Annotated in this window: 22 protein-coding genes and 1 pseudogene; 4 read left to right on the top strand and 19 right to left on the bottom strand. The window is 47.6% G+C overall.

The features are described 5' to 3' along the window. Positions 1–19: 19 nt before the first annotated feature. From Q4579_RS08950 to Q4579_RS08940, 3 genes are all read right to left on the bottom strand, one after another. Positions 20–1,084 carry a glycosyltransferase family 4 protein gene (locus tag Q4579_RS08950; RefSeq protein WP_303563341.1) on the bottom strand — a complete coding sequence of 355 codons (1,065 nt, stop codon included), beginning with the start codon at positions 1,082–1,084 and terminating at the stop codon, positions 20–22. Further along, a complete protein-coding gene (locus Q4579_RS08945) occupies positions 1,081–3,306 on the bottom strand; it encodes a Gfo/Idh/MocA family oxidoreductase (protein WP_303563339.1) in 2,226 nt (741 codons plus the stop codon). Before Q4579_RS08945 ends, Q4579_RS08950 begins: the two co-directional genes overlap by 4 nt. A 233-nt stretch (positions 3,307–3,539) precedes the next feature. Further along, complete coding sequence (locus Q4579_RS08940) at positions 3,540–4,337, bottom strand: glycosyltransferase family 2 protein (protein ID WP_303563337.1); 798 nt, start codon at positions 4,335–4,337, stop codon at positions 3,540–3,542. A 363-nt stretch (positions 4,338–4,700) separates the two neighbouring features. On the opposite strand from Q4579_RS08940, the gene Q4579_RS08935 reads away from it, so the two are divergent. From Q4579_RS08935 to Q4579_RS08920, 4 genes are all read left to right on the top strand, one after another. Next, positions 4,701–5,216, top strand: coding sequence for a hypothetical protein (locus Q4579_RS08935; protein ID WP_303563335.1), 516 nt, complete (start codon positions 4,701–4,703; stop codon positions 5,214–5,216). 247 nt (positions 5,217–5,463) lie between these two features. Then, positions 5,464–5,754, top strand: coding sequence for a helix-turn-helix transcriptional regulator (locus tag Q4579_RS08930; protein WP_303563334.1), 291 nt, complete (start codon positions 5,464–5,466; stop codon positions 5,752–5,754). Next, entirely contained in the window at positions 5,744–7,099 is a 1,356-nt protein-coding gene (locus tag Q4579_RS08925; protein ID WP_303563333.1) for a type II toxin-antitoxin system HipA family toxin, read from the top strand. The genes Q4579_RS08930 and Q4579_RS08925 overlap by 11 nt, the downstream gene beginning before the upstream one ends. A 12-nt stretch (positions 7,100–7,111) precedes the next feature. After that, on the top strand, positions 7,112–8,116 hold the full coding sequence (locus Q4579_RS08920; RefSeq protein WP_303563332.1) for a YecA family protein: 1,005 nt from the start codon (positions 7,112–7,114) through the stop codon (positions 8,114–8,116). Between the two features lie 186 nt (positions 8,117–8,302). Here Q4579_RS08920 and Q4579_RS08915 read toward each other — a convergent pair whose 3' ends face one another. The 16 genes and pseudogenes from Q4579_RS08915 to Q4579_RS08845 all read right to left on the bottom strand — a co-directional run bounded on the left by Q4579_RS08915 (position 8,303) and on the right by Q4579_RS08845 (position 23,664). Continuing rightward, positions 8,303–9,217, bottom strand: a complete 915-nt coding sequence (locus Q4579_RS08915) for a nucleotidyl transferase AbiEii/AbiGii toxin family protein (protein WP_303563331.1) — start codon at positions 9,215–9,217, stop codon at positions 8,303–8,305. A 4-nt stretch (positions 9,218–9,221) separates the two neighbouring features. Further along, positions 9,222–9,995, bottom strand: coding sequence for a type IV toxin-antitoxin system AbiEi family antitoxin (locus tag Q4579_RS08910; protein ID WP_303563329.1), 774 nt, complete (start codon positions 9,993–9,995; stop codon positions 9,222–9,224). A 780-nt stretch (positions 9,996–10,775) separates the two neighbouring features. Then, positions 10,776–11,606 (bottom strand): hypothetical protein, encoded by an 831-nt coding sequence (locus tag Q4579_RS08905; RefSeq protein WP_303563327.1) that lies wholly within the window; start codon positions 11,604–11,606, stop codon positions 10,776–10,778. Then, complete coding sequence (locus tag Q4579_RS08900; protein WP_303563326.1) at positions 11,590–12,945, bottom strand: AAA family ATPase; 1,356 nt, start codon at positions 12,943–12,945, stop codon at positions 11,590–11,592. Before Q4579_RS08900 ends, Q4579_RS08905 begins: the two co-directional genes overlap by 17 nt. A 150-nt stretch (positions 12,946–13,095) precedes the next feature. Next, positions 13,096–14,013, bottom strand: a complete 918-nt coding sequence (locus Q4579_RS08895) for an IS5 family transposase (RefSeq protein WP_303563324.1) — start codon at positions 14,011–14,013, stop codon at positions 13,096–13,098. Between the two features lie 62 nt (positions 14,014–14,075). Beyond that, complete coding sequence (locus Q4579_RS08890; protein WP_303563323.1) at positions 14,076–15,182, bottom strand: PLP-dependent aspartate aminotransferase family protein; 1,107 nt, start codon at positions 15,180–15,182, stop codon at positions 14,076–14,078. Further along, positions 15,179–16,066, bottom strand: coding sequence for a fatty acid desaturase (locus Q4579_RS23060; protein WP_368501974.1), 888 nt, complete (start codon positions 16,064–16,066; stop codon positions 15,179–15,181). The genes Q4579_RS08890 and Q4579_RS23060 overlap by 4 nt, the downstream gene beginning before the upstream one ends. Next, positions 16,060–17,121 (bottom strand): radical SAM protein, encoded by a 1,062-nt coding sequence (locus Q4579_RS08885; protein ID WP_303563321.1) that lies wholly within the window; start codon positions 17,119–17,121, stop codon positions 16,060–16,062. Before Q4579_RS08885 ends, Q4579_RS23060 begins: the two co-directional genes overlap by 7 nt. A gap of 4 nt (positions 17,122–17,125) precedes the next feature. Next, on the bottom strand, positions 17,126–18,409 hold the full coding sequence (locus Q4579_RS08880) for a hypothetical protein (RefSeq protein ID WP_303563319.1): 1,284 nt from the start codon (positions 18,407–18,409) through the stop codon (positions 17,126–17,128). 3 nt (positions 18,410–18,412) lie between these two features. Next, positions 18,413–19,153 carry a hypothetical protein gene (locus Q4579_RS08875; protein WP_303563318.1) on the bottom strand — a complete coding sequence of 247 codons (741 nt, stop codon included), beginning with the start codon at positions 19,151–19,153 and terminating at the stop codon, positions 18,413–18,415. Between the two features lie 29 nt (positions 19,154–19,182). After that, positions 19,183–19,581, bottom strand: a complete 399-nt coding sequence (locus tag Q4579_RS08870; protein WP_303563317.1) for a GFA family protein — start codon at positions 19,579–19,581, stop codon at positions 19,183–19,185. An 8-nt stretch (positions 19,582–19,589) separates the two neighbouring features. After that, entirely contained in the window at positions 19,590–20,822 is a 1,233-nt protein-coding gene (locus Q4579_RS08865) for an MFS transporter (protein ID WP_303563315.1), read from the bottom strand. A 475-nt stretch (positions 20,823–21,297) separates the two neighbouring features. Continuing rightward, the gene (locus tag Q4579_RS08860) at positions 21,298–21,531 is read right to left on the bottom strand and encodes an AlpA family transcriptional regulator (protein WP_303563313.1); all 234 of its coding nucleotides are present in this window, start codon (positions 21,529–21,531) and stop codon (positions 21,298–21,300) included. Next, positions 21,518–21,766, bottom strand: coding sequence for an AlpA family transcriptional regulator (locus Q4579_RS08855; RefSeq protein ID WP_303563312.1), 249 nt, complete (start codon positions 21,764–21,766; stop codon positions 21,518–21,520). Before Q4579_RS08855 ends, Q4579_RS08860 begins: the two co-directional genes overlap by 14 nt. A 787-nt stretch (positions 21,767–22,553) precedes the next feature. Continuing rightward, positions 22,554–23,399, bottom strand: a pseudogene (gene trfA / locus Q4579_RS08850) (plasmid replication initiator TrfA); the annotation flags it as partial. Positions 23,400–23,424: 25 nt separating this feature from the next. Next, entirely contained in the window at positions 23,425–23,664 is a 240-nt protein-coding gene (locus Q4579_RS08845; RefSeq protein ID WP_303563309.1) for an AlpA family transcriptional regulator, read from the bottom strand. Between the last annotated feature and the right edge of the window lie 154 nt (positions 23,665–23,818).

Genomic DNA, 23,818 nt, shown 5'->3' with positions numbered 1-23,818 from the left:
AATAGCACGCGGGAATTAATCAGGATGAAGCGGATATCAGACGCTCAAAGTTCTCCAGCATGACTTGAAAACTGAATTGCTCTTGCGCCTTGCGGCGGTTGGCCTGGCCGATTTCCGACCACAGCTCGGGAGAGGAAAGTAATCCCCGCATTGCCCGGCTGTATCCGGAGGGCGGGACTACAAAAGGCTGATTGGCCGGGGCGACCATGGTTTTGACATCGCCCACATCCGTTGCAATCACGGGTAAGGCTGCGCCCATGGCTTCCAGAACCGACAGGGGCATCTGTTCGGTATCGGAAGACAGGCAGAAGAGATCGCCCTGAGCCAGAAAGGGCCAGACTTGCTCAATACGGCCCGCCAGCTGGATTCGCCCGCCCAGCTGATGATGGTTGAGGTAGGCTTCAATGTCCGGCTTCAGCGGGCCGTCCCCTCCGATCAGCAGGCGGCATTGAGGCGCCTGTTCTGCCACGGTATCAATCAGGCGGATCAGGTTTTTTTCTTTTCTGAGCGTCGCCAGGGTGATCAGTGTCGGGAAGCAAGTGGCGGCGGATGTGGCCGGTTGTTCCGGCATCCGGATACCGTTGGGAAAATAAACCAGACGGCTGGCAGGAATGTGCCAGTTTTGCCTGGCGATGCTCATCAGTGTTTGCGACGGCACCACCACTTGTGTCCGGCCGCCCAGCGCCAGCCTGCGGAACAGGTTGCGTCTCGGCAGCAGACGTGCGGATTCTTCCGGGTTGAATCCGTCTTCCCAGTGGATCCCTTTGCAATGCCCCAGCAGACGGTTACACAAGGCCCATTCAATCGCGCCCCAGTTGTAGGTCATCAGAACATCGGGCCGGTATTGCCGCAAGTATCCGGCAATTCGCCGGAGTTTGACCGGCAGCGGGAGCGGCTTGAGGTCAGGCAACCCGATGCAGGTGATCTGCTTTTGCGGGTCAATCCGGCTGGCGGCTTCGAGCTGGCCATCGAGCGCAATCACCACATGGCGCTCCCGTGCTGAACGGGCATTCACCAACTGAGCAAACCGGACCTGCGGCCCGCCCAGTGCAAAGGTTGAGAACACGTGCAGCACTGTTGTCATAGTGCGCTGACCTTGTTTGAAGACGAGTCAGGGGTCAAGGCGTTGTGCATTGCCGGAGTGGCTTGATCGGCCTGAGAGTGGACCGCTGTTGCTGACGGTGGCTGATGGACCAGCACAGCCTGCTGATAGAACACCTGCCAGTCATTAACCGGGTGCCAGTTGAGCAGGCGTTTTTCGCCGCTGGTATCGAAGCGGGCATTCATGGCGCGGGAGCGCAGATCTCGCAGGGACGGAATCTCGGGATGCCGGCCAGCCATGCGTTTGATCGCCCATTTTCCCAGTTCCTGCAGATAGAGCCAGAGCGTCAATTGAGGCACATAGCGATAGGGGCGTGACAGTCCTTTTCTGAGCATGGCTACATATTCCCGTGCTGAGGGACGGACATCTCCGACTAAATTCAATGTTTTCCCTTTGGCATCGGGCTGGGTCATGGCGGCCAGCGTGGCGGAGGCGACATCCTGCACCAGGACGAACGGCAGCGGATTGTGGCCCAGATTCCAGCCGATGAAATACTGACTGTTGTTGAAAAAACCAATGCCGGTGTGTTGGATCAGGCCGCCTTCACCGACCACAATACCGGGCCGGAGCAGCACGACATCCAGCGTGCTGAATTCATGCATCAGCATGTGATCGGCCATGGCTTTGGCTCTGGCGTAATGGGCGCGGTGGTGGGGCGCACTGTCAACCGGAGATGCACTGTGAATGACAGTCCGGTCATTCCCCAGATATAAAGAGGCGATGGAGCCCAGATGAACCAGCCGTGTGATCCCGTGGCTTTGGCAGGCCAGCGCGACATAGCGGGCTGAGTCGACCATGGCGTGCTGGATTGCCTGCCAGTCGCCACTGCCGCCCCCATGGGCCAGATTGATCACATAGGTCGCCCGGCTGACGGCATGGTCGACGGTGGCCTGATCGCAGACATCCCCCTGTATCCATTGAATGGCAGGGTGCTGGAAACATTCGGGCAGTGCGTCCAGATGCCGCGCCATGATGCCGACGGAATAGCCAGCCGTCAGTAACTGACGGACCACATGACGGCCGATGAAGCCGGTGCCACCAATCACCAGCACGTCGTATGGGCGCTGTTCTGTCAGCGGCATTGCCCGTGGCTTTGCGCGGGGTGCTTGGGTGGCTTGCAGATGCTGCGCCCCCAGACTTTTGCCGGCCAGTTGGTGACACAGGGCCACCAGCGTGCGGCCAAAGGTTGCATTGTGAATCGGGTGCTGTTTGGTTTCAATCGACTGATAAAAAGCACGGATGCTGGCTTGCATCGACAGGAAAAAGGGATCTTTCGAGGGCTTGAATCCAGTGATTGCGCCCGCGTAATCAATCAACTGACGGAAGCCCTGAGACAGCAGACTGCCAGCCATGGCGCTGGCGGTGACGGCTGTATCCAGGGCGGGCAAAAAGCGGCTACGTTCATTCAGGATCACACGCTGGCGGATAAAATCGAGGTGCAGGCTGCCATCCTCGCCGGTGATCTCTAATTGCCAGACGGGAAACGACTGGCCCAAAGCAAAGGATAAATGGAAGGGCACGGCCAGATCGCCCATGGCATCCAATCGCAGGATACAGGGCTGGTCGTTGAGCGTTTTGATCTGGCTGATCCGGCTGATCAGTGGGCCACTCGGAGCGCCGAATAAACTCAGCAGTTGAGAGAGCGGGTGGACAGCCTGCTCCAGCAGCAGGTTGACTGGCTTTCGGAACATCCAGTGCCCGAACTGGCCACTGTCCAGCTGACGGAGCGGCATTTCATAATTCAGCGAGACCGATTTGACCGGGCCGATGGCATTGGCATCCAGATATTGTTTTGCTTTTTCCATCACCGGATGAAACACAAAATTTTGGTTGACGGCCAGCGTCAGCCCTTGCGCCTGTGCCAGCGCATTCAGGGTGTCGCAGTCTGCGATGGTTTCCGCCATTGGCTTTTCGACCAGCACATGTTTGCCATGATGCAGCAGGGCCTGGACCAGTTCAAAATGGGTGTTCGGCGGGGTCAGGACGTGGGCGGTGTCAAAAGTGACTGCAGCCAGCGCCTCTTCCAGATGGCTGAAACACTGTGGGATCTCAAATTGCCCGGCAAGCGCTTTGGCGGCTGCCAGGTTCGGATCGACAATGGCTTTAATCTGACAATCTGGGAGCGATTGAATGGCTCTGGCGTGTACCCCGGAAATAAAGCCAGCACCGATCAAAATAATTTTGTGGTCTGCCTGTGTTTTCATTGCCACTTCCTTAAAAAAATTCAAAACCCAGCCATGGAGAAACCTGTTTTATCGGATATTTATCTCAGGTTCGTTTTGTCTTTTTTTAACTATAGTCAGCGAAGGGGCAGCACAGGAGAGGCAGAGAACAAAGTCATACAAAAGTTGACGGCATAAAATTGATAAGTGATTGATCTGGTAGCGGCGCTCTCACACAAAAAAATGTGAAGCGCCGAAATAAGGCAGCGGCGTGATCAGCCTGCCTGATAACGAGACAGGCCGTTGTGGCAGAAGGCCAGACGATTTTCTTTGGTCCGCATCAGAATGTCATGGTTGCAGGCCACCATATCCCTTGGGCTTTCATCGTGATACAGGTGATAGGCTACGGCAGCAAAACGCAGGCGCTTTCGGCGAATGCCATGATTGATCATCCGGGTCGCGAATTCGTTGTCTTCTTTGCCCCAGCCGACAAAGTCTTCATTAAAGCCGTTAATGGCGACCACATCCTGTTTCCAGAACGCCATATTGCAGCCTTTGGTGCCGGAAATTGAGGTCGGTGAACCATGGCTCAGGGCTCTCAGCAACGGCAGGCGAAGTCCGTAACAGCGGTTTTTCACATCCAGAATGCCCTGCATGCGAGAATGCGGAATCACGCCGTGTTCAAACACATGCTGGTTCCCCTGTTCATTCAGCCGGACTCGCCAGCCCTGAATGAAAAATCCAGGTTGAGCGATTTGGGCATGATCGCGGAGAAAATGCTGATGTAGCACCATATCGCCGTCAATCATGACCAGATAATCGCCATGAGCACAGGCGATGGCTTTATTCCGGCTGGCGGAGAGCCGGTAACCTTCATCTTCCTGCCAGCTGTGGATCACCGGAATCTTCAGTTTTTGCTGCCAGTAGTGGACGACGTCCCGGGTATCCTGACCGGAACCGTCATCGGCAATAATCACTTCGCGGGGGAGCAGGCTCTGTCTTTCGATACTTTCCAGAACTTTATTCAAAGCTTCCGGCCAGTTATAGGTGGTTACAATTAATGAAATATCCATATTTTGACTGCTTATGTGAATATATGAATTAATTTATCAGTGATAAATTGGGTCCAAGACGCCCCGTGACTGCTTTCGCAGCCATTTTTATAGGTTTAAATCAGGAGCGGATTGCTACATCGCTGTGTCTTCTGGTGAACAAGCACAAATTTACCATTATGCAAATGACAAAAAAATGAATGGCGGCAAAATCGTGCTTATATCGTGAGTTCGGTTCACATTTGGACATTTGACTGAAAAATCAGTGGTTTCTATTTAATCTTTGATGTGGTGTATCGCCTGATTCAGACTGAAATCAAGCGAACTCAAGCGGGGAGTGATAAGCTGTTGATATGCATGATTCATGGATAGGTGACGTTTGAGATGAAAGCGATTCATTTGGCATTTTTGAGCGCTTTACTGATGCTGACCGGGTGCGGCAGCACCAGCGCAGTGCCAGCCGGACCCGCTGCATATCACTACAGTGAAGATTGGTGGTACGACGATTATCTGTATTACTGGCACCATTATTATCCGGACTGCTGCCATGGTGACGGGGAGTACAAAGAGATGATCAGCGACTGGTGGCAGAGTCTGGATTCGGATAAACAACAGGAAATCAAAGGTAGGATCAGTGATTGGCGGGGAAATCCGGGAGATATCACCGGCAATCTGCCAGCCGTGAAAGCACAGCTCGACAGCAAATGGCAAAGCCTGCCGCCGGAAACCCAGCAGCGTGTGCAGCAACAATTGCAAACCCGGCGAGCGCAGGGACCTGTCGACCGCGCAACGATCCGCACGAATCGTCCGGCGATCCAGCGCGGCACGATCAATCGTCCCAATATCGGTGCGGGTCAGCTCCGGGGGATCGGGGGCGGCGGACTGCGCGGCCGATTGTGAGTGAGCAGCTGTGGTGCCATCATGACGACTCGCCAGACAAGGCAACTCAGATTTTGAGTTGAATCGCGCTTGATTGAACCGTTTTGTACAGTTCAGCATGCTGCGTCCGTTTTGAGCTAAAAAAGCAGTTTTGAAAGGCTTTATCGGGTAAATTTTCAATACCTTTGTCTTTTATGGATACAATAGTGTCCATTTTTGGTCTTTTATCCATATAATGGATAAAACTGTATCCAATAGGGCGTTGCGGATGAATTTTACCTTACTTGATGATACCGATGTGAGCCAAGCTTATGCTGCTTATTTGCGTGAGTTACGCCAAAAAGCAAAATTGTCACGAGCGGCACTGGCAGAGCGAAGCTGCGTACCTGCGGCCACCATTAAGAAGTTTGAGTTAACTGGACAAATTTCCTTCCGCCAACTGCTCTTGCTTTGGCAGACTCTCGACTCATTGGATAGGCTTTATCAGCTCACACAACCTAACAAAGAGCGCGCCACTATGCCCTCTAGTATTGATGAGGTGCTAAAAGATGGGTTTTAAACCGATTCAAAAGCTTACTGTAACCCGTACGTTAAGCTCAGGTGAGCAGGTAGGCGTAGGGGTCTTGGCTCAGAACCGGCAGGGCGTTTTTTTTCAATATGCAGACAGCTATTTGCAGCAGTTTGGCAATTTATCACCGTTTACTGTGCAGTCGAGCACACAAGTTCAAGCCGCACCTCAACAGCCGCACCAAGGTGTGCATGGCGTTTTTGGGGATTGTTTGCCTGATGGGTGGGGCATGCTGTTACAAGATCGTATTTTCCGGCAAAAAGGCATTCTGCCGAATCAATTCACGGCGATGGACAGACTGGCCTTTGTCGGTGACAAAGGCATGGGAGCGCTGTCTTTTTCTCCGGTGTCTGAGTTTTCAGCCACGACGTACGCTGAGATTGATTTAGCAATCTTGGGCTTAGAAGCGCAAACGCTGTTCGATGCTTCAATGTCAGAAAATACGGATGATAACCACGATGAGTTAGATGGGCATACTCAACAGGTGTTGGCCGCATTAGTCGCCGGCGGTAGTTCAGGTGGGGCAAGACCCAAGGCGCAGATTTATATGCCTGCGGGGGAAACGCAACATTGTCGAACTTTTGCACGGCCTGGTGATGAAGCTTGGCTGATTAAGTTTACCTCGAAAAATCTAGCGCTCGGGCATGAAGAAGGTTTGTGTGAGGCCGTCTATTTGCAAATGGCTGAGCAAGCCAAGTGTCAACCACCTCTGTGGCAACTTATTGAAGCACCGCCTACAAGCGGTGCAACTGCGTGGTTGGCGCTCAAGCGTTTTGATGATGTCACTGAACAGACCAATTTAGACAGCAAGCGCGGTTCTGGCCGCTTGCATATGCACAGCGCCTGCGGACTGCTGGATGCAGACTTTCGAACGCCAAGTTTAGATTATATTGACTTGATCAAAGCCAGCCGTCAGTTGTGTAAATCTCCGGCTGCTGGACAGCTGCAATTTCGCCGCGCCATTTTCAACCTGCTGTCGTCTAACCAAGACGACCACAGTAAAAACTGGGCGTTTTTGCAAGCTGATGACGGTCAATGGAATCCTGCACCTTTTTACGATGTTACCTACAGCCCACATCCATTCAACGAACACGCCACTGCGTTCGGAGGTTATGGCAAAGCGCCACCGGTTAAGGTGATGCAAAAACTTGCAGCAAGTGCAGGCTATGGGAGTTGGCATGATGCAAGGCATGTCATTGAAGAAGTCGCTGAAGCACTCAGCCAATTTACTTATCTTGCACAGCAACAAGGGATCAGTAAAACAACAGTGTCTGCGATTGCTAAAACACTGGATCAGCGCAAACAAGAAAATGCAGCGCTTTTTTTACAACGATAAGAAGGGACAACAATGAAGCTCGGCCGAAACGATCCTTGTCATTGTGGCAGTGGTAAAAAATTTAAACGTTGTTGTATGAACACCGTTTCCAAGCAACATGCCCAAGTCTTCGATGATGTTGACGCCATGCTGGCAATGAACCCAAATTTGAGCCTTGATGAACTCAACGCTGCTTTACAACACAAAGTGCAGGATCGCAATAATCAACCTCATCCCGATTTTTGTGGCGTGACACCAACGCAAATGGCCAATTGGCTTTATGCGCCTTTTGATGAATTACAGTGGGTGACAATCAGCACACCCGACTCTCTTTCTGCCAGCCCGGTGATGCGTTATCTAGCGCTCATTCTTGATGAGGCCATGGCACAAGAAGGCTCATTCAAAGCCACGAGTAAAGGCAACTTACCGGCTAAGTTGGTTAAACAGGCCAGTGAGTTACTGCCTGAGTTTACCGTGGCTCAATTCGAACGTGATATAAGTATCAGGGAGTTTGCGGGCAGTAACGAAGACAAATTCAATGCCTTGCACTACACCCGAGTGCTTGCCGAAATTAGCGGTATTATTTATCGACGTAGCGGCCGCTACCATGTGAAAAAATCAGCGCAAAAGCAGTATCAGGCGTTAGGCATACAGGCATTTTTTAAACCTTTGTTAGAAGCCGCCATCAGTAAATATAATTGGGGCTATTTGGACAGTTTTGAGTTCGATGTCGATTTGCGCACTTTTTGGCTGTTTATGTTGTGGCGCATTCAGAGCCATAGCAGTGTCGATCAACTGGTTGAAGAGGTGATAACAGCTTTCCCCGATTTATTGCTGGCAATCCCTGCGGATGATTACTTCTCTCCAGAGAGATATTTAAGCGTGCTCATCGAATCACGATTTATTGAGCGATTTTTGCAGTTTTGGGGCTTTGTAATCATTGACCCAATGCGTTATTTAAACGCTGAACCCGTTGCCAGGGTGGCTCAGGTGCAACCTTTGTTAAAACAAACTTTTCAATTCACCATAAATACATAGCAAGGTTATCGTGAGTGAATATCAATACTATAAATTCGAGCGTCTGGATGGGTATGAGTAAGCGCCACTGAGTATAATCGCCTTCCCATTGTGTGGCTTGGCGGCTTTCAGATCTGCTGTGGTGGATTGAGCAGAGAAAAGCCGCTTGAGTAAAGTTAGAGCCCTGTCCCGTGTAGGGTGGGGCTTTTATATCGTCAATATTTGTTGAAGCCGATGGTAAGCTTCGGAATGTTTCTCTGGGTTCATTTTGGCCAGGTTTTGTATTTTCCAGCGAACAGCAGGTAACTGGTCGATTCCTGAAAGCTCCAAAAGAGACCAGTCGGGGGAGCGATTTTTGAAAGACAGTAAAAATGATCGCTCTTGAGGCGTCAAAGACGAGTTTATGAGCCTCACCAGCTGCTCGCGAGTTGCTTCGAGTTCCGCTTGGGGAATGTCTTGATCGGCCATATTCCGAAACTCTCCTTCATAAACACCTGAAATGTCCTTGAAGTTTGGTCTAAGTAGTTCGGCAATAGGACGTGGGTGGCTAATAATATAAACCAATAAGGCTTTACGAAGTTCATCGGTGAGTCCTTCGTTATCAAGTAGTTGCTTGACGTCGAAAAGATCTCTCGGGTGCTGACGATCCAGTGCTGCACAGATTTTCCCCGCGTATAAATCGGCAAAACTCACCACTGGCATCTCTGCAAAACCAAACTCATCTTCAACAGCCCCACTGACTGGCATGACTTTGGGGGCGTAAACCGTACCGCGTAGTACAGGGGAGAGTTCAATTTTGATTTGAACGTTATCTCGCTCCACCAATAAACGCAGAGCATCTGATTTATCCAGGAAGGCGCGGACAACACGAGTATTGTCGATGTTAGCCGTGATCGTGGAGGCCAGGGTATCTAGGTTGCTCTTGATGGTCTGCAGGGCTTCATTCCGTTCCATCATGGGCAGAAAAACCAAGTCGATATCAACCGAAAGTCGAGGAAAGTCACGAACGAACAAATTGATAGCGGTTCCACCTTTGAGAGCGAAACAGTCGTGCTGCGCAACAAAAGGAATGATCCTGAGTAGTAGCTGCACTTGTCGGTAGTCGTGGCTTTGTCTATTCATGTTTTCACATGTCCTTAGGCACTGTTATTTGCCAGGTGGGCTCGAGTTTGCCGCCTTTAGCGATCAGTCGTTTACCAGTGCCCAGTGCATACTGTTCTGGTGTGAGGTATTTAAGCCAAGCGTGTTGATGTCTTCCTGCCAGCCAGAGAAAGAGTCGCTTTGCTTTGATACTGCGACAGGCTTTCAGCAAGGCATTCAGCTTACGAGGCGATAGGTTGTGTAATCCTTGCATAAGTTGGTCAGCGTGTTCAAAGCTGATGGTATTGGGCACTATTGCTAAAAGCTCCAAAATGGCTTTCTCTGGACAGGAATAATGTAATGAAGGAAGAGATGCTTGCCAGCTATCTTGCCTCAGGTACTGGTTGTCTTGCATTAGCGTCTCTGGCCATAGGCGACGAGTGCCATGCCTCTCAAATTGTGCTGGCGCATCGATTCTAGCCAGCCATCTAGGCAGCATCTCAGCAGAATAGAGGTGAACCTTGGGTTTGTTTCCTTTGGACAGGTAATGGCCAAGTCCTTCCTGCTCTAACGCTGTCAGACCTCCAACATGGACAGGGACATCGGCCATGCGTTGCAACGAGGCAACGATTCCTTTCCAGGACAGCCTCGCTTCTTGCCTAGTGTAAACACCGGCTGCGACAGGGATCAGCGTTTGGCTCCGGACTGCATTGTCCAGAAAATGCAGGTTGAGTCCTTGCGTCTCCAGCCATGATTTGGTGGCGATCATATCCAACGGCAGCAGTTTCTTTAGTTGCAGTCTGGCTTCAGTGTTCAGCATGGCTGATCCCATTTTGGTTTATAAAAAATAAAATACACGTTGATTATCGACGTGATTTTCAGGTTTTTCAAACTGATTTGGATTTTTGGTTTGTAAATTTGTAATTTCACGTCAATTATTTCCGTGAAAATTGTGATTTAGAAACTGAATCAAAATTGACAATCTTATTTGCCTTACTGCCGAAAATCATAGGCGCAAGCGACTCACCAAAATGGGCATGTGACATCTTCGCAGTGGTTGAATGAATCTGGATAAGGGCATACCCGATCAGCTCAATTCACCCGTTGGCTGAAAGAACAGGGCAGCGTCTGAAAGTTGATAAAAACCCCTGAAAACAGGGGTTTGGTAAGAGGTGTGGCAAATGAGGTAATAGAAGAGCGCGTTACTCGATATTCTGGATCTGCTCGTGGAGTGAAAAGTATATGAATATATAAATCAATTGGTTATATGCATCTTTTGCCATGATTTAATGTTCATACTTACCAGTTCACTCACCATTTGGCAAAAGTGAAACAATACCAGTTTAAAGCGACATTCAGGCGCAATCATACCGGAAGTGTAGGAGAGGAATAAAGTTTCATACTCTTTATAACTCACTTCTGGACATAAGTGTGTTAGTGCATTTGATCTCAGTTACTTACATCAGATTAGAAAAAGTATCTTCAAACCAAAGACCCTTGGTTGTTTCGGTGTTTGTTAGTCAGCCTTTAGTTACAATCACCACCGCCAGAGACGGTGGTTTAGAGATGACAATAAAATGTGCTATTGGCCCTTTCAAGTTTACATACCAAGAGTTTGTTTCATATGATTTTTTATCCTAATCAATTCAGCATATGTAATCCTTAACGTTGGAAATAGCTGTACTCTAGTAGAAGTACTAAAAGGTGCTTTATCTGATAAGTACTCATTATCTGCATTTATAAGGCTTTGACAGATGCTTTGATCAATTTCCAGCAACGCGGAGTCTTCTGGAAGTTGATAAGTACTAATAGTAAGTTTAATTTCTCTTAGCCGACCCCGATGTTCAACTAGAGTTTCGTTACAGAAACGAAGAAAACTTGAACTCTTATTACTTCGTAAGTAGCAAAGCTCTTTTCCATAAGCAGATGGGTAGTTACCATTTAAGTAATGAATCGTATTTATAGCTTTCGTAATCACTATTGGGTTTTGACCAATATCGACCCTTTCTGCCTTTGAATCGATAGTGAAACAGATATAATCAGCGATATCATACTCCAAACTTGATGGATCTAGCAGTTTGATATCAGTTACATTACCTTCCTCATCAGTAACGAAAAAGTTCTTATTCTCTTTTGCCAGATTGCAGCCAGTACACGCTTTGTGAAGATTTTGCCAAGTGTAACCTAGTTGCGGAAAATACCTTTTAGGAAGATAGTGCTCTACGTCATAATCACCAGAACTGATATCGCCTTCACAGATATAGCACTTATCAAAATACAGCATTTTCAAGCTATTTTTGACGTCTTGATGACCGTAGATGCTGCCACTAATCTGTTTATAGTTTTCTAAGTGGGCTAAATTATCTTCTGTCAGATTTTGCTGTAGTAGTCTATTTGGAAAAGGAACAGAAGATCTATCTACTTTGCGCATCTCCCTCTCCCTTCACGGTATTAATTAGTTCTTCATCAGCATATGAAGCAAGATACAACAACAACTCCTCTTTTGCAGAGTCTGATGAAGATAACTCTCCATACAACTGCTGCAACAACTGAACATTCGGCTCCTCTAACACTAGCGCGTTCTTAAACTGACTTAGCTTGTTTTTTATTGCTTCTGAAAAGCTACCATCGTAACCAAAAATGATATTAGTAATACTATCGATATCCATTGCTTCGAAGTTCTCTTCAAACACTCTACCTGATGGTAAGTTGACAACTTTTGAGTGCTTTGGAAGTCCTCGGACTACAAAAGGGCTATGAGTGGTAATAATGAATTGAATATTGGGGAATATGTTTGTTAGTGTTTTTATGTAACTTTCTTGGGCTCTTGGATGAAGATGCAGATCTACCTCATCAATTAAAACAATACCGGGGGTATCCAATAAGGTATTAAATCCTAGTTCTTTCTTTTGGTCCTTGGTGTATTGTTTGAAATGAAATAGTTGACGAGAAAGAATCGAAGATACTGTAACAAGTAGATCAAGCTCACCTTGAGATAACGATTTTATTGGCCCATTATTCGAAGATACTACCTGCCTATAAGGTGACTGTGATATTTGTAACTGACCGAATTCCTTGCCTGTAATCTTATCCAATATGTGAGTAATTAATCTAAAGGCATGAGCCGCATCTTCATAACCAATTGTTGCGTCGAGAATCATATCAAGAATGATTGACTGAATACTTTCTCCTATATGCGATACTGTAAGTGGGTATGGCATTTCCTCATTGTATCGCTCACCTACAGAATACGCAGGAGTTTGGGATCTAGCTTCAGACACTTCAAAGCCATCCTTCTCGTATCTTGTACTCGGCCTAATAAGAAATATATGTGAGACTAGATAATCTTGATTAGCCTCTAATCTAGATAAAGTCGAGAATTCTGAATAATATTCTCGTGTTAAGCTTACTCCCTGAATTACTTCCTGATATTCAGTTGCAGGAAGGCCCTTCTTCCGACCTACAAGCTTTTTGAACTGGTAAGAGCGGTTTTCAAAGTTTGAATAGTGCAGCTCTACCGAATAAAAACTGCTGTCCGCATTTATTTCAGAGTTACTCATCAGTCGATATCTTTTGCCACTGTGCAACTCAAAGTCGGGAAACTTTAGCTTTGACTGAGATACTATCGCTTCTGCAATAAGACTCAAAACCGACGTCTTTGCACTACCGTTCTCACCAACAAAACACACAACTCGGTTTTCAGTACCCAAGCTCAAGTCGAGCATTGAGATACTTCTGAAATTGTGAATCTTCAACTTTTGAATATTCATTATTTTTATCCGTATAAGTCAATTGATTGCACATTAGCAAAACGAAGTGAGTTTCGTCTAACTTTAAAAACAAAAACTGAGTTCCCCCTCAAACGGCGTTGTTGATCAAATAATTCACCTAACGCACTGATCCCAATGGGGTTGCCCCCATCAATCAACTCGGTAACTAACAGGCATACCAAGTCTTATGACTTTGTTTATCGCTTTCACGTTGGCCAATACTTCGCCAACTTGGGCATCGTAGTTACGTAGTGTCAGCTCAGGGCTGATTAACGTTTTGTATCGAGACATGCCTGTTTCTGACAGAGAGCGTTGGTGATAACCTTCTTCTCGTTTCCAGTTTGCCAAGTTACCCGACTTTAAGGCGCTGACGGCTGCATTGCGAGGATGATCATTCTCCCAATAACCCGCATTGCTGCGCGGTGGGATGGTCGGTTTGATGCCTTTTTTCTTGAGCACCTGATGACAGTCTTTCGTATCGTAAGCGCCGTCAGCACTGACTTGGGCAATTTTTCGGCGTAACGGGTTGAGCAGCGTCGGCAAGGCTTCATTGTCACCAACAGACGCTAAGCTAACGACGGCAGAAATCACTTCATGTGTACTGTCGTCAATCGCAAGATGCAGCTTGCGCCAAACACGGCGTTTTTCCTTGCCACGTTTGCGCATTTTCCATTCTCCCTCGCCAAACACTTTTAAACCGGTGGCATCAATGACGACGTGAGCAACGGGCCCACGACTGGGTAATCGGTAATTAACTTCAACCGTCTTCGATCGTTTACTGATACAACTATATGACGGCGATTTTAGCGGTACGTCCATCAAACCAAATATCGAGTCGAGAAAGCCTTGAAGGGCGCGAAGAGGGAGCTTGAAAATGCCTTTAACCATCAGTGCTGTTTCAATGGCACCATCGGTAAACGTAAAGCCTCTGCCTCGTTTGCCCTGATGCTCTTTGCAGTGCCAAGTCTGGATTGCGGCGTCATCAACCCAAAAGGTAATCGAACCACGATTAATCAGTGCTTGATTGTATTGCTTCCAATTGCTGATTTTGTACTTGGCTTTGCTCATCATCTGTGACCTGTTTGAGGCGTTGATGATCTGATCGCGGCTCGGATGATAAGTTCAATGATTTAGGAAACAACGCCGGTTTTGAATGTAAGTAGGTGCTCGAGATCATCAATCAAATTATTCACATCCTCTAACCCAATAGATAACATCAATGTGACGTTATTGAGTGCCTTGGACTCTTTGCTGGGGAGTTCACGTGGGGCAATCAAGCTTGAGTATCCCCCCCATCCGTATCCTAGCTTGAAGTGCTGCATGGTATTTAGGCGCTCAGTGATTTCTTGGTTTGTCATAGAGGAAAGGCGTATAGCAAAGCGTCCGCTGGCGCCGAGAAAAAGTCGAGACCACAGGTCATGATCCGGATGTGTTTTTAGGGCAGGGTAGTAAACGTCAAGCACTTGTGGATGTTGAGTCAACCAGTAAGCGATCTGGTAGGCTGAACGACTGAGCTGTGCCATCCTTGCTTTTAATGTTTGCAACCCTCTCCAAGCCAGATAGACGTCATCTGGGGACACATGAATGCCTTGGTAAAAAGCGTTGAGCTTCACTTTTTCCCAAGTTGTTTCATTGCAAACGGCCACGCCAAGTACCACATCGGAATGCCCTCCTATATACTTCGAAACCGAATGTATTGAAATATCAGCACCTTGTTCTAATGGGTTGGCGTAGCATGGCGATGCCCAAGTATTATCGGCGATGATAGCGAGGTTGCCGGATTTGACGTTTTCTCTAAGTTGAGCAATGTCTGTTATTCTCCCTTTAAAGTAACTGGGCGATTCCACATAGATGATTTGAGTATTGGATTTCACTCGCTGGCAGATGTCCTCAACATGACCTGAACGATAATATTCGATCTCAATGTCTAAACGATGTAGCACCTCCTGCGCAAAACGCTTCACACCACCAAAAACGTCATCAGCAATGAGGACATGCCCTCCGGATCTAACCAAGGCCATAAAGCACATTGTGATGGCAGATAAACCGGAGGGAGCCGTTACTGCCTTGAACCCATGCTCCAGTGTAGCCATAGCTTCTTCAAAGCATCGACTAGTAGGGTTGTTAACCCGACCGTATGCGCAGCTATTAAGGGGGTCTTGATCTGCAGCAATCATATCTTCCACGTTATTAAATACGACTGTTGAGCAACGACTGATATTGAAGGTATGGCTCATACCTTTCTCTCCTTACGTTTAAGCTCACTCCATACCCAGAAATGAAACGCTAAGTAAGAAGACCATTGCTCATACCCTTGTTTAGCAGTCTGTGTATATATATGCGGTAGATGGTAAGATTGTATCTTAGGAAAGTAGTGGTGTTCAGTATGGAAGTTGGCATTCCAAATAAAGTAGCGGACAACGCTATTGCTCAGTACTGTTCGGGATTCGGCGACAGCTAGAGACTCGGGACTGATTCGGTAATGTTCAGCCAGACTGAAAATATTGATTAGGACAATTGCAGTTATCATTGGTAACCAATAGCCCAACAAGATTTCGAGCGGCCAAGTGAATGTTATGATTACCAAGGAAAGCATCACCAAAAGGAGAAGTCCGGCATTCAACATGACTGCGTTTTGCTTACGTCGGGTGTTGATAGAAGTAGGAAAGTCCCGTAGTAAACATTGAAAGAGTGAACTCAGGATATATTTCCAGTAGCCGAGCCCAAGCATCGTAGCGATATAGTCTCTTCGACTGTTAAAATGCCTAGGTATCTCAGTATCTCTGCTTGTTCCAACATATCGGTGATGATCAAGGTGTTTCCAGCGATACAGATGGTAGTTGAGCAGTAACGGTAAGCACATAATGGTGCCTGCAAATTGATTGAGCCATTTGTTGCGATAATGTGTGTTATGCGTACATTCATGAGCGGCATTGATGAGCCCAGACAAAGCAAATCCTGTAAAAAGACTAGCTGTGATGAACCCTAATATTGAGTTGAACCTAAGCACGAATGCCCAAAGACACACCACACTTCCGGCGATGACAGAGAGCTGAATTAGAGTTCGATACCCAGAAATGTGCCGAGTTTCGGCGCGAATCTGATCTGGTAACTTTAGCATGTTTCCTCCGTCTTTATGTGAATGGTATTCTTATCGAAGTGGGCGGAGTGTCGCTTGGCTATTCGTTGGTGCTCTTTACCGGTTGTATAGTGTAAGTCAATGGTACGGGCACTTTCAGCCCATTGCTGAAGGGTGTTGATCTCTTTTAGTACTTTCACATAAAGGGGATCTGACAGTCGTTCTTGTATCCGATAAAGAATGGTCGATATTTCGTCATGAAGAATATGGCCAACAGTACCCTCATAAATCAAAGATCCTCTAATTTTTCCGTCAGGTTCGATTTGTATGGCATTGACTCTGGCTGTCCCACTTTCAATATCCTGCGCGCTCATTAAGAGCCGAAAGTTATCACTTATGGTAATGTGTTGCGCTTGTTCTTTTGGAAAAGGTGCTCTCAGGTGCTCAATAAATCTTGGATCGCGGACCGATTCCAGTTGTTCAAAAGTGAGTAGTTGCGTGTCAGCAAAAGTTTGGCGATTTGCAAGTCCTGATGGTATCGCAACGCCCATATTGATGAAATCTAAGGTGGGGAAGTGGCGAGCAATATGATGGCAGAAAACGTTCAAGTGGGGCAGGTTATCCTGCACGACCACCGTATCGATGCCAACCACGTTATCGCTGTTGTGTCGTCGATTAGACAGCAATAGCTCCAAAGCCTGTAACGCGCGCTGAGCGCCCCCTTTTTTTCCCCTTACCCGATCGTTTATTTCGGGGATATGGCAGTCAAGGCTGACACGGACTTCGGGAAAACACTCCAAGATTTTGCTTACATTTTTACTGTTAATCGTGTAACCACTTGTATAGAGAGTGACTCGTATCCCCTTTGATTTCAGGTAGCTCGCAAGAGAGTACACAGACTTTACTAAGAGTGGCTCTCCGCCACTGAACGCGACGCGGTCTGGGTGGATTTCAATAATCTTATCTGCGATGTCCATGAGCTTCTTGGTATCTTGTTCTTTATTTTCTCGGCGCCCTGACTCAGAGTAACAATACCCGCATCGCAACGGACAGGCGTAAGTGAGATCCCAGATGATGTCGTTCGGTAGATTTTTCATAACCCTACTCCGTTAGTGCCTTCAAATATTGCTGCTCCATCGTCCGTGCGGTGCCCAGTGATCGTGCAATCAAAACGATTTCCATTTGCTGGCTACCCTTGTCGAAGGCGAGAATGACAATGCCTTCTTGCTTTATTGGGCAAAAGCCCCGCTCCGTTTTTTCAAGTATACTTTTTGCGTACTCAAAACTAGGTGTGTTTATGGCTCGTCGGGCCGATACGACATGCGTCGAAGCGTAGTTTCGGCCGATGAGTTTTTCGGCTAAATGGTGAAGTACGGTGCAGCCGCCCCAGCGCCCGTTGGATTCATTGAATAGAAGCTGATGACGATCGGTGACAATTGCGTCGACATCGATATAACCACGATAGCCTCGCTTGGCCGCCGCTTGCACGAATCTAGACGACTCATTCACGTAATGTGCGAGCATGAGTGGTGGCAGAGAAGTATGAAGATCTAGGCCTATCCACTTCATACTCAAGCCGCTGGAGTCATCTACCATCCTAATTTCCCCTAGGTTGAGAAAATCGGCACGGCCATCGTCCTGCACAAAAAATTCGATAAACAACATATGGGTGGCGGTGTGGTAGCTTTCTACTACGGTGTTATCGATTTGCAGTGAGTCCAAATCAAAGTCACTTTCAGAGTACAGGCGTGAAATGCCGGGCAATGGGCGCAAGGGATGTCGGGTGATGGCGATATTACCAAGTCCTGCTACACCCACATCGCTTTTAATAATGACTATGCCTGTTTCATCGATGTGCCGTTGAATCGCTCCTGCGAGCTCTGTCTTGCTATGGAGGATTTCGCCACTAGGTACGGGAAGGCTTGACTGGGTGGCAAGAGTGCGAAATTGGCTTTTTCGGTTGTAGCGGTCAATGCCCTGCTGACGGATGAATGAGTCCCCTTCGCCCAGAGAGAGTCCAAGGCTATCTGCAAGCTCCGCCACCCCCACGCTTTGATAGCAGGGATTCACTGTCCAGACGGTATCGTGCTCAATGTACGGTTGTATTTTTGCTCGAAGGTGAGGTTCACGGAGAACGCTATCGGTTAGTACCGAAGCAACATCAGGGGCTATGAAGATGACCTTATCGGGTTCGCATTGAAGCACCTCACCTACGTACGCTTTTATTTCAGGCTCAAGCGCCTTAGGCAAAACAACGACGTCGCCTTCATTGGCTAGCCATATGTTGCGCCAAGCTGAATTAATCGCAGCTTGAATGTCAGCACTTGAAAGAGAATGCCCAAGCATTTGTTCTGTTGCGGCATTCATAATAAAAAGTGTTGGCATCTATTATACTCCCATCACGCTCAGACACCACTTGTGGTGTAGCTGGCAAGCAGTATCGAAGTGTTTAAGAAATGCGGCGCTTTTCTCACTGGGAATAACGGCGTCAATCAGTCGGTTGGTCATTTCGACATGATAAGCTTCAGCCGGATCATCTCCACCTATGTGTGCCTCAAAGAAAGCCAGCCCTTTATCAGGAATGTCTGTTAGCTTTTTCAGTGTCATATAGAGTGCTGTCAGCATGCTTTCTGCGTGCATTTCGAAGGCCACCATATGCGCTACTCGCTCACTCGCATCCTCTGAACCCAGTCCTGCCTTTAAGTTCATTAGGTAGTCCGTGGTCAGTGACGTAAACTCGGGATGGTAATTGTTGCCAAATACTTGTTGCATGTCCGCTTTGAACATGGAGGAATGGAATTGACTCCGATTAATTATGTTTGGCAAAGCCGCTTGCCCCCCCTGACAGACGGTATAGTGCCCGCCAAACTCATCCCATGAAAGGAATGTGCCGACGACAGAGGTTAAGCCCACACTGTCGGAAATAGTGCTGCAAGATTGGAGTTGTCGTTCAATATACGGTGCGCATGCAATGGCCTGTATGTAAGGGAAAAAATCGCTGACTCCATAAAATTCCCCTAGTGTGGTACGTGTGGCCTCAAGGCTTTCTAAATGTATGAATGGGTGTTCTTGAAAGTATAAGCGAAAAGTAGCCAATAACGTTGTTTGTAATGCTTCTGAGCTTTTCATAACGTCCTTATATTTTTAATGACTTTGGGTTACTCGGTAAGTTTGTGCATGCCAGCTTTGATGCTTGCCTCCCAGTTCTGGCCATCAAAGTCAACATATTCGATATGCTCGGATTGCTTTAAATTCAAGCACCGGGCATTGACACTAAAATAGCCTTCAGGGTGCGACTTAGGCCGATAGAACGGCATAACCCCACAAACTACACAAAAAGTATGATCGGCAATACAATCGCCGAATCTGTAAGGTTTCAAATTGGCTTGTCCTTTGTGTAAAACAAACCGCTCTTCAGGGATCATCAACTCCTGGTGACCATGCTTGTAGCAGATATCACAGTTACACAGAGTGACGGTGAGCTTTTTTGTCGCGTAGACGTCAAAGGCAATTGCACCGCAATGGCAGCATCCTTCGTATTTGGTTAAATTTTCCATGTGGTTTCTCAATATGTGGTAGAACGTATTGATTGCGAGGTTTCAGAGTGTTTCTTCTCAAGGCGTAAATAAATTAATACGACCCAGATACACAGGCCAAACATGATCTGAAAAACGACAGGACCTCCCCAATAATCCAGAATCATTCCACCGAGGTAGGGTGCACAAACATATCCTAAGGCGTTAAATGATGACGCGCCGTAGTAGGTTCCCTTGAGATGTTCGGGTGCAATTCGATCAATCTGGACGGTCATTAGTGGGAATATGATGGTTTGACCAAGGCTCATGGCAACGGCAACGGCAATCCATCCCCAGTAAAAGGCCATGGAATTTTGGGAGCAAATAATCTGGGCGATCGCAAAGAACATAAGACCCAGAATCATCTTTTTATTGATGGATAACCGGGTCAAATGTTTTACAACAAAGTACTGAGAAACAACCGTCACAAGAGAGTTGACCGCGACCATCATCGATACCAACGACATTAGACCTTCAGCACTCTCCCGGGTAAGGTACTGGATCAAAGTAGAGTCTTGCTGACCATAGATAAACAAGATAAGAATATTCGCCAGTACGATGACCAACAATTGTTTATCATTTCCGAGCGTGGAGATGATTTCTCGTTTTGAAGGGGGGGTACAGGTTGATGCACTGGTCTTCTGTACGGTCTGGGTAGATGGCGTAACCCAGGCTAACCACATGGCGGAAATAAACATGAGATACGAAGCGGCCGTGATGAAAAAATTAGAGGCATCCCCCTCAATACTGAGCCATATACCAACAAGGGGCCCGATGGCGCTGCCCACATTGATCGCGAAATAGCGCAGTTGAAACGCAAATTCCCTTTGTGTTGGGCACTCCATCAAGTCATTAAACAAGGCCGATATTGTTGGTTCCCAGATTGCCCGGCCAATCGACGAAAGAAATATCGCAATGGCATAACCTTCGATTGATTGCAGGGTGGCGAGCATGCAAAAGGCCACAATGTTTAAACAACCGCTCAATAATAAAAACCACTTTCTGCCGATAAAGTCGGAAAGGGACCCGACCATAAAGCCAATCAGTATCGATACCACGCCCGCAAATGACAGCAACGCCCCCACTTCACTTGCGGAAAGCTGATGTTGCTTTATGAGGATGATCGAAAGATAGGGCCATATCATGTAAAAGCTGCCACGGGTGATAAAGACACCGAAAAGCAGCACCCAAACGAGCTTGGGCAACGTCCGTATATGATTCAAAATTAACTATTTTCCAAGTTCAGTGGCTGTTAGAGACTTTTTAATCTAGAGACTGAGTGGACAAGTAAGAATCAGTTCACACTTTCATCTGAAAGCCTTTATCTTTTACGCATTCTTTAACTGTGCGATAAGTTTGTAAACCCTTCTTGTAATATTTAGTCTCATACATTTACATTTTGTTACATTCATCACGTTGACGTTAGGGCTGTTAGATATTAATCGGTGCATATTCCGGCGATTCCGGAATATGCAATCACCTCCATGGTTACTTACTTAGGTGAATTGTTAATTCTAGAATCTGTGATTTCAGATAATTTTTTCTAGTGCTAGGTAGCAAGTTGAAAGGAATGGATTGAATACACTAAATTGCTTTGGGGCATTTTCGATTTAGGAATGACAGCGTATCGACTGTGATCGCTGCCATTTTAGTATGAACCGTTATTACTCTCTTACAGCAAGGCTTATCGTTGTGTTGTTACTTTTGCATCCAAGCTAGAATGTCTGACAGCAACCAGACCGTGCTTCCTCCAATTCTTTTCCTTTTGGGTACTTGACCAGCTTTTTCCAGTCTCCACCAAGTTGTCCTGCTAATCGATGTTATGCGCTCTCGCTCGTTCTCTTTTACAAAACGTTCAGATTCACGGTAGGCACAGAGAAGTGCTCCGCGCTCGTCTGCTCGCGGGGGAGCGTATCTATTAGCTTGCTTCATAGATACCCCCTTGCTTGTTACGTAGCAACCACTGGTCTATTTCTGTGCGTTTGAAGTAGACCCGTTTGCCCATCGGCTTGAAAAACGGGATCTCTTTCTTGGACGTCAACTTGTACAGGTACGAGATGGACAGGCCCGTATAGATGGCACAGTCATTAATGGTCATGATTTCTTTGGCAGGAATGGCCAATGATTGGATCTGTTCTAGCACGGATACCAGTTGATTCTCGGTCATAATCTTTCCCTTGGGCGGTCAGGAGTTGCTGTTATTTTCTCTTGATCACCCTTCGAGGCCGACCTCTGGAATTGCCCTTTTCGGACAATTTGAGCGGTATTGCTACTCTCTGATTTCACATGCAGGGTCACCGCCTTGAATTCTGTGGCTTTCTGACGAGGTTCATGGGGTACCTGATGATCAGACTCTAACGGTGTAGACTTCACAGATAACGCTTGATTGTTTCTTGAGCAGGCGGGTTAAAATAAATATTGGTTTATAGAAAAGGTTAAATAAGAGGTTAAATAAGAGGTTATATGGGTGTAGATATCCAATGTAAGAGTTTGATTTTGAAAAATAAAGATCAAATGTCCAGCCCCTATAATGTCAATAAGGTGCCCGTCAAATGTCAATAGTTGGCCCCTCAAATGTCAATGATAGCGCCCCTCAAATATCAATAACGTTGCCCCTCAAATGTCAGTAGTCCGGCTGGGTTTCCAACAGGGTTGCCCACAGCAGTAGTGGATAACTCGCCGTTGCGCTGGCGTTTTACCGCGCTGTCGCGGCTCGGAAACAGCCAAAATAGCAACGCGCCCCTCATTTGTCAGTAGCTTGCCGAGGGGGTTGCCCTTCAAATGTCAATGAAAGCCCCCACTTATCAGTATTGGCCGCATTCCCCAGAGATAATTCAGGACTTATGCACAGGCTGGTCGGTCTTCCAGGGCATTTTGTGGTGTGCGCAGAAGGAATGATTGGAGGGAAAGGTGTTGGAAATCAGAAGGGATAGAGATGGTGTTGAAACCCAGAGTCACCGTTTACAGTGCACCAAGTCATTATGAACCCAGGCACTTGCCACCATGTCGTTCTCGCACAGCTCGTCACAGGCCGCGCCGACCTGTTCGCGCCACTTCTTTGCTCTGGTTGATTCTGAGCCGCACATCAACCGAAAGGTCTCCAGCTTAAGCGGATAGGGCTCTTTGTGGGATGCGAAGTAGTCGAACATCCGCCGGGCTGTGGGCGACAGCTTGCGGTACTTTTCCCAGACGAATTTCGAATAGTGATCGCCAGCGAAGAGCACGACGATCTCCTCGTCGATTTCAACCTGGCATAGAGATGTTCTCTTGCCCCGATCCAAGACGCGGAATCGATGGATAAGCGACAGTGATTCGAGGCGGCCGATCCGCGCGGAGGAAAAGGCCATTGCGGACGCCTGGAGGCGAGACAGGCATTCTTCGGCCTTGGTGTAATAGGCTTTGTTGATCGACCAACCCAAATCCTGGCAAAGTCTGTAGAACGTGAAAGTAATTGGCTCGCCCAATGGCGACCGTTTGGAATATTCCAGTACCTGCTGCCAAACCAGTTCGTCGTCCTGAGCGCGCAGCTCAACACCTGTATAGGTTATATTCACGTCTTTGTTGACATGGTAAATGGGGTGGTTCTGCAAGGCCGCACGGGGAGTACGCTTGTTGCGCACAGTGAACAATGCCGATCGAGCGTAGTCGTTCGGCATGACCCGCATATTGTCGGACCAGGGAGCAATGTCGAATAGCGAGAGTTGCAGGTCTTTTATCTCCTGCTTCGTGTGTTGAAGTAGAGCCGCCTGCTTCGCTTCATCCACTCTCGCAGCCAGCACTTCGGCGGCTGGCTTGCGGCGCTTTTTATTGCCTTCCATATATCTACTAGCAGGCTTCATCAGACTCAACCAGACGAGACGCCAGCCAGGATTCAAGTTGGTCGACCCGATAGCGCAGTGTCCGCTCTCCAGCCAGACGATAGGGCCGGGGAAAAGTTGGATCGTTGGCCCGGATTCGTTGAAGCGTTGGCGCGGAAATCTTCAGTAGAGCCGTTACTTCGTGCACTGACAGAAGCTGTAGATGCCCGTGACCAGTGTCACTTTCGATTTGGATTGTCTGCTGCATAGGTTCCCCTGATGAATTTGATCACAGGGGTAATTTTGCTGGGTGGCGTCTAAAAACCTCTCCTCTGGAAGTGCCCTTTTCGGGCGCAAAGAACGAGAATCACGAGAGAACTTTCACATGTGAAAGTTTTCATCAATGATTAAAGCCAGCATGA

Source organism: Photobacterium sp. 1_MG-2023 (assembly GCF_030547945.1).
Lineage (GTDB): Bacteria > Pseudomonadota > Gammaproteobacteria > Enterobacterales > Vibrionaceae > Photobacterium.
This window is presented reverse-complemented; position numbering and strand designations above follow the sequence as displayed.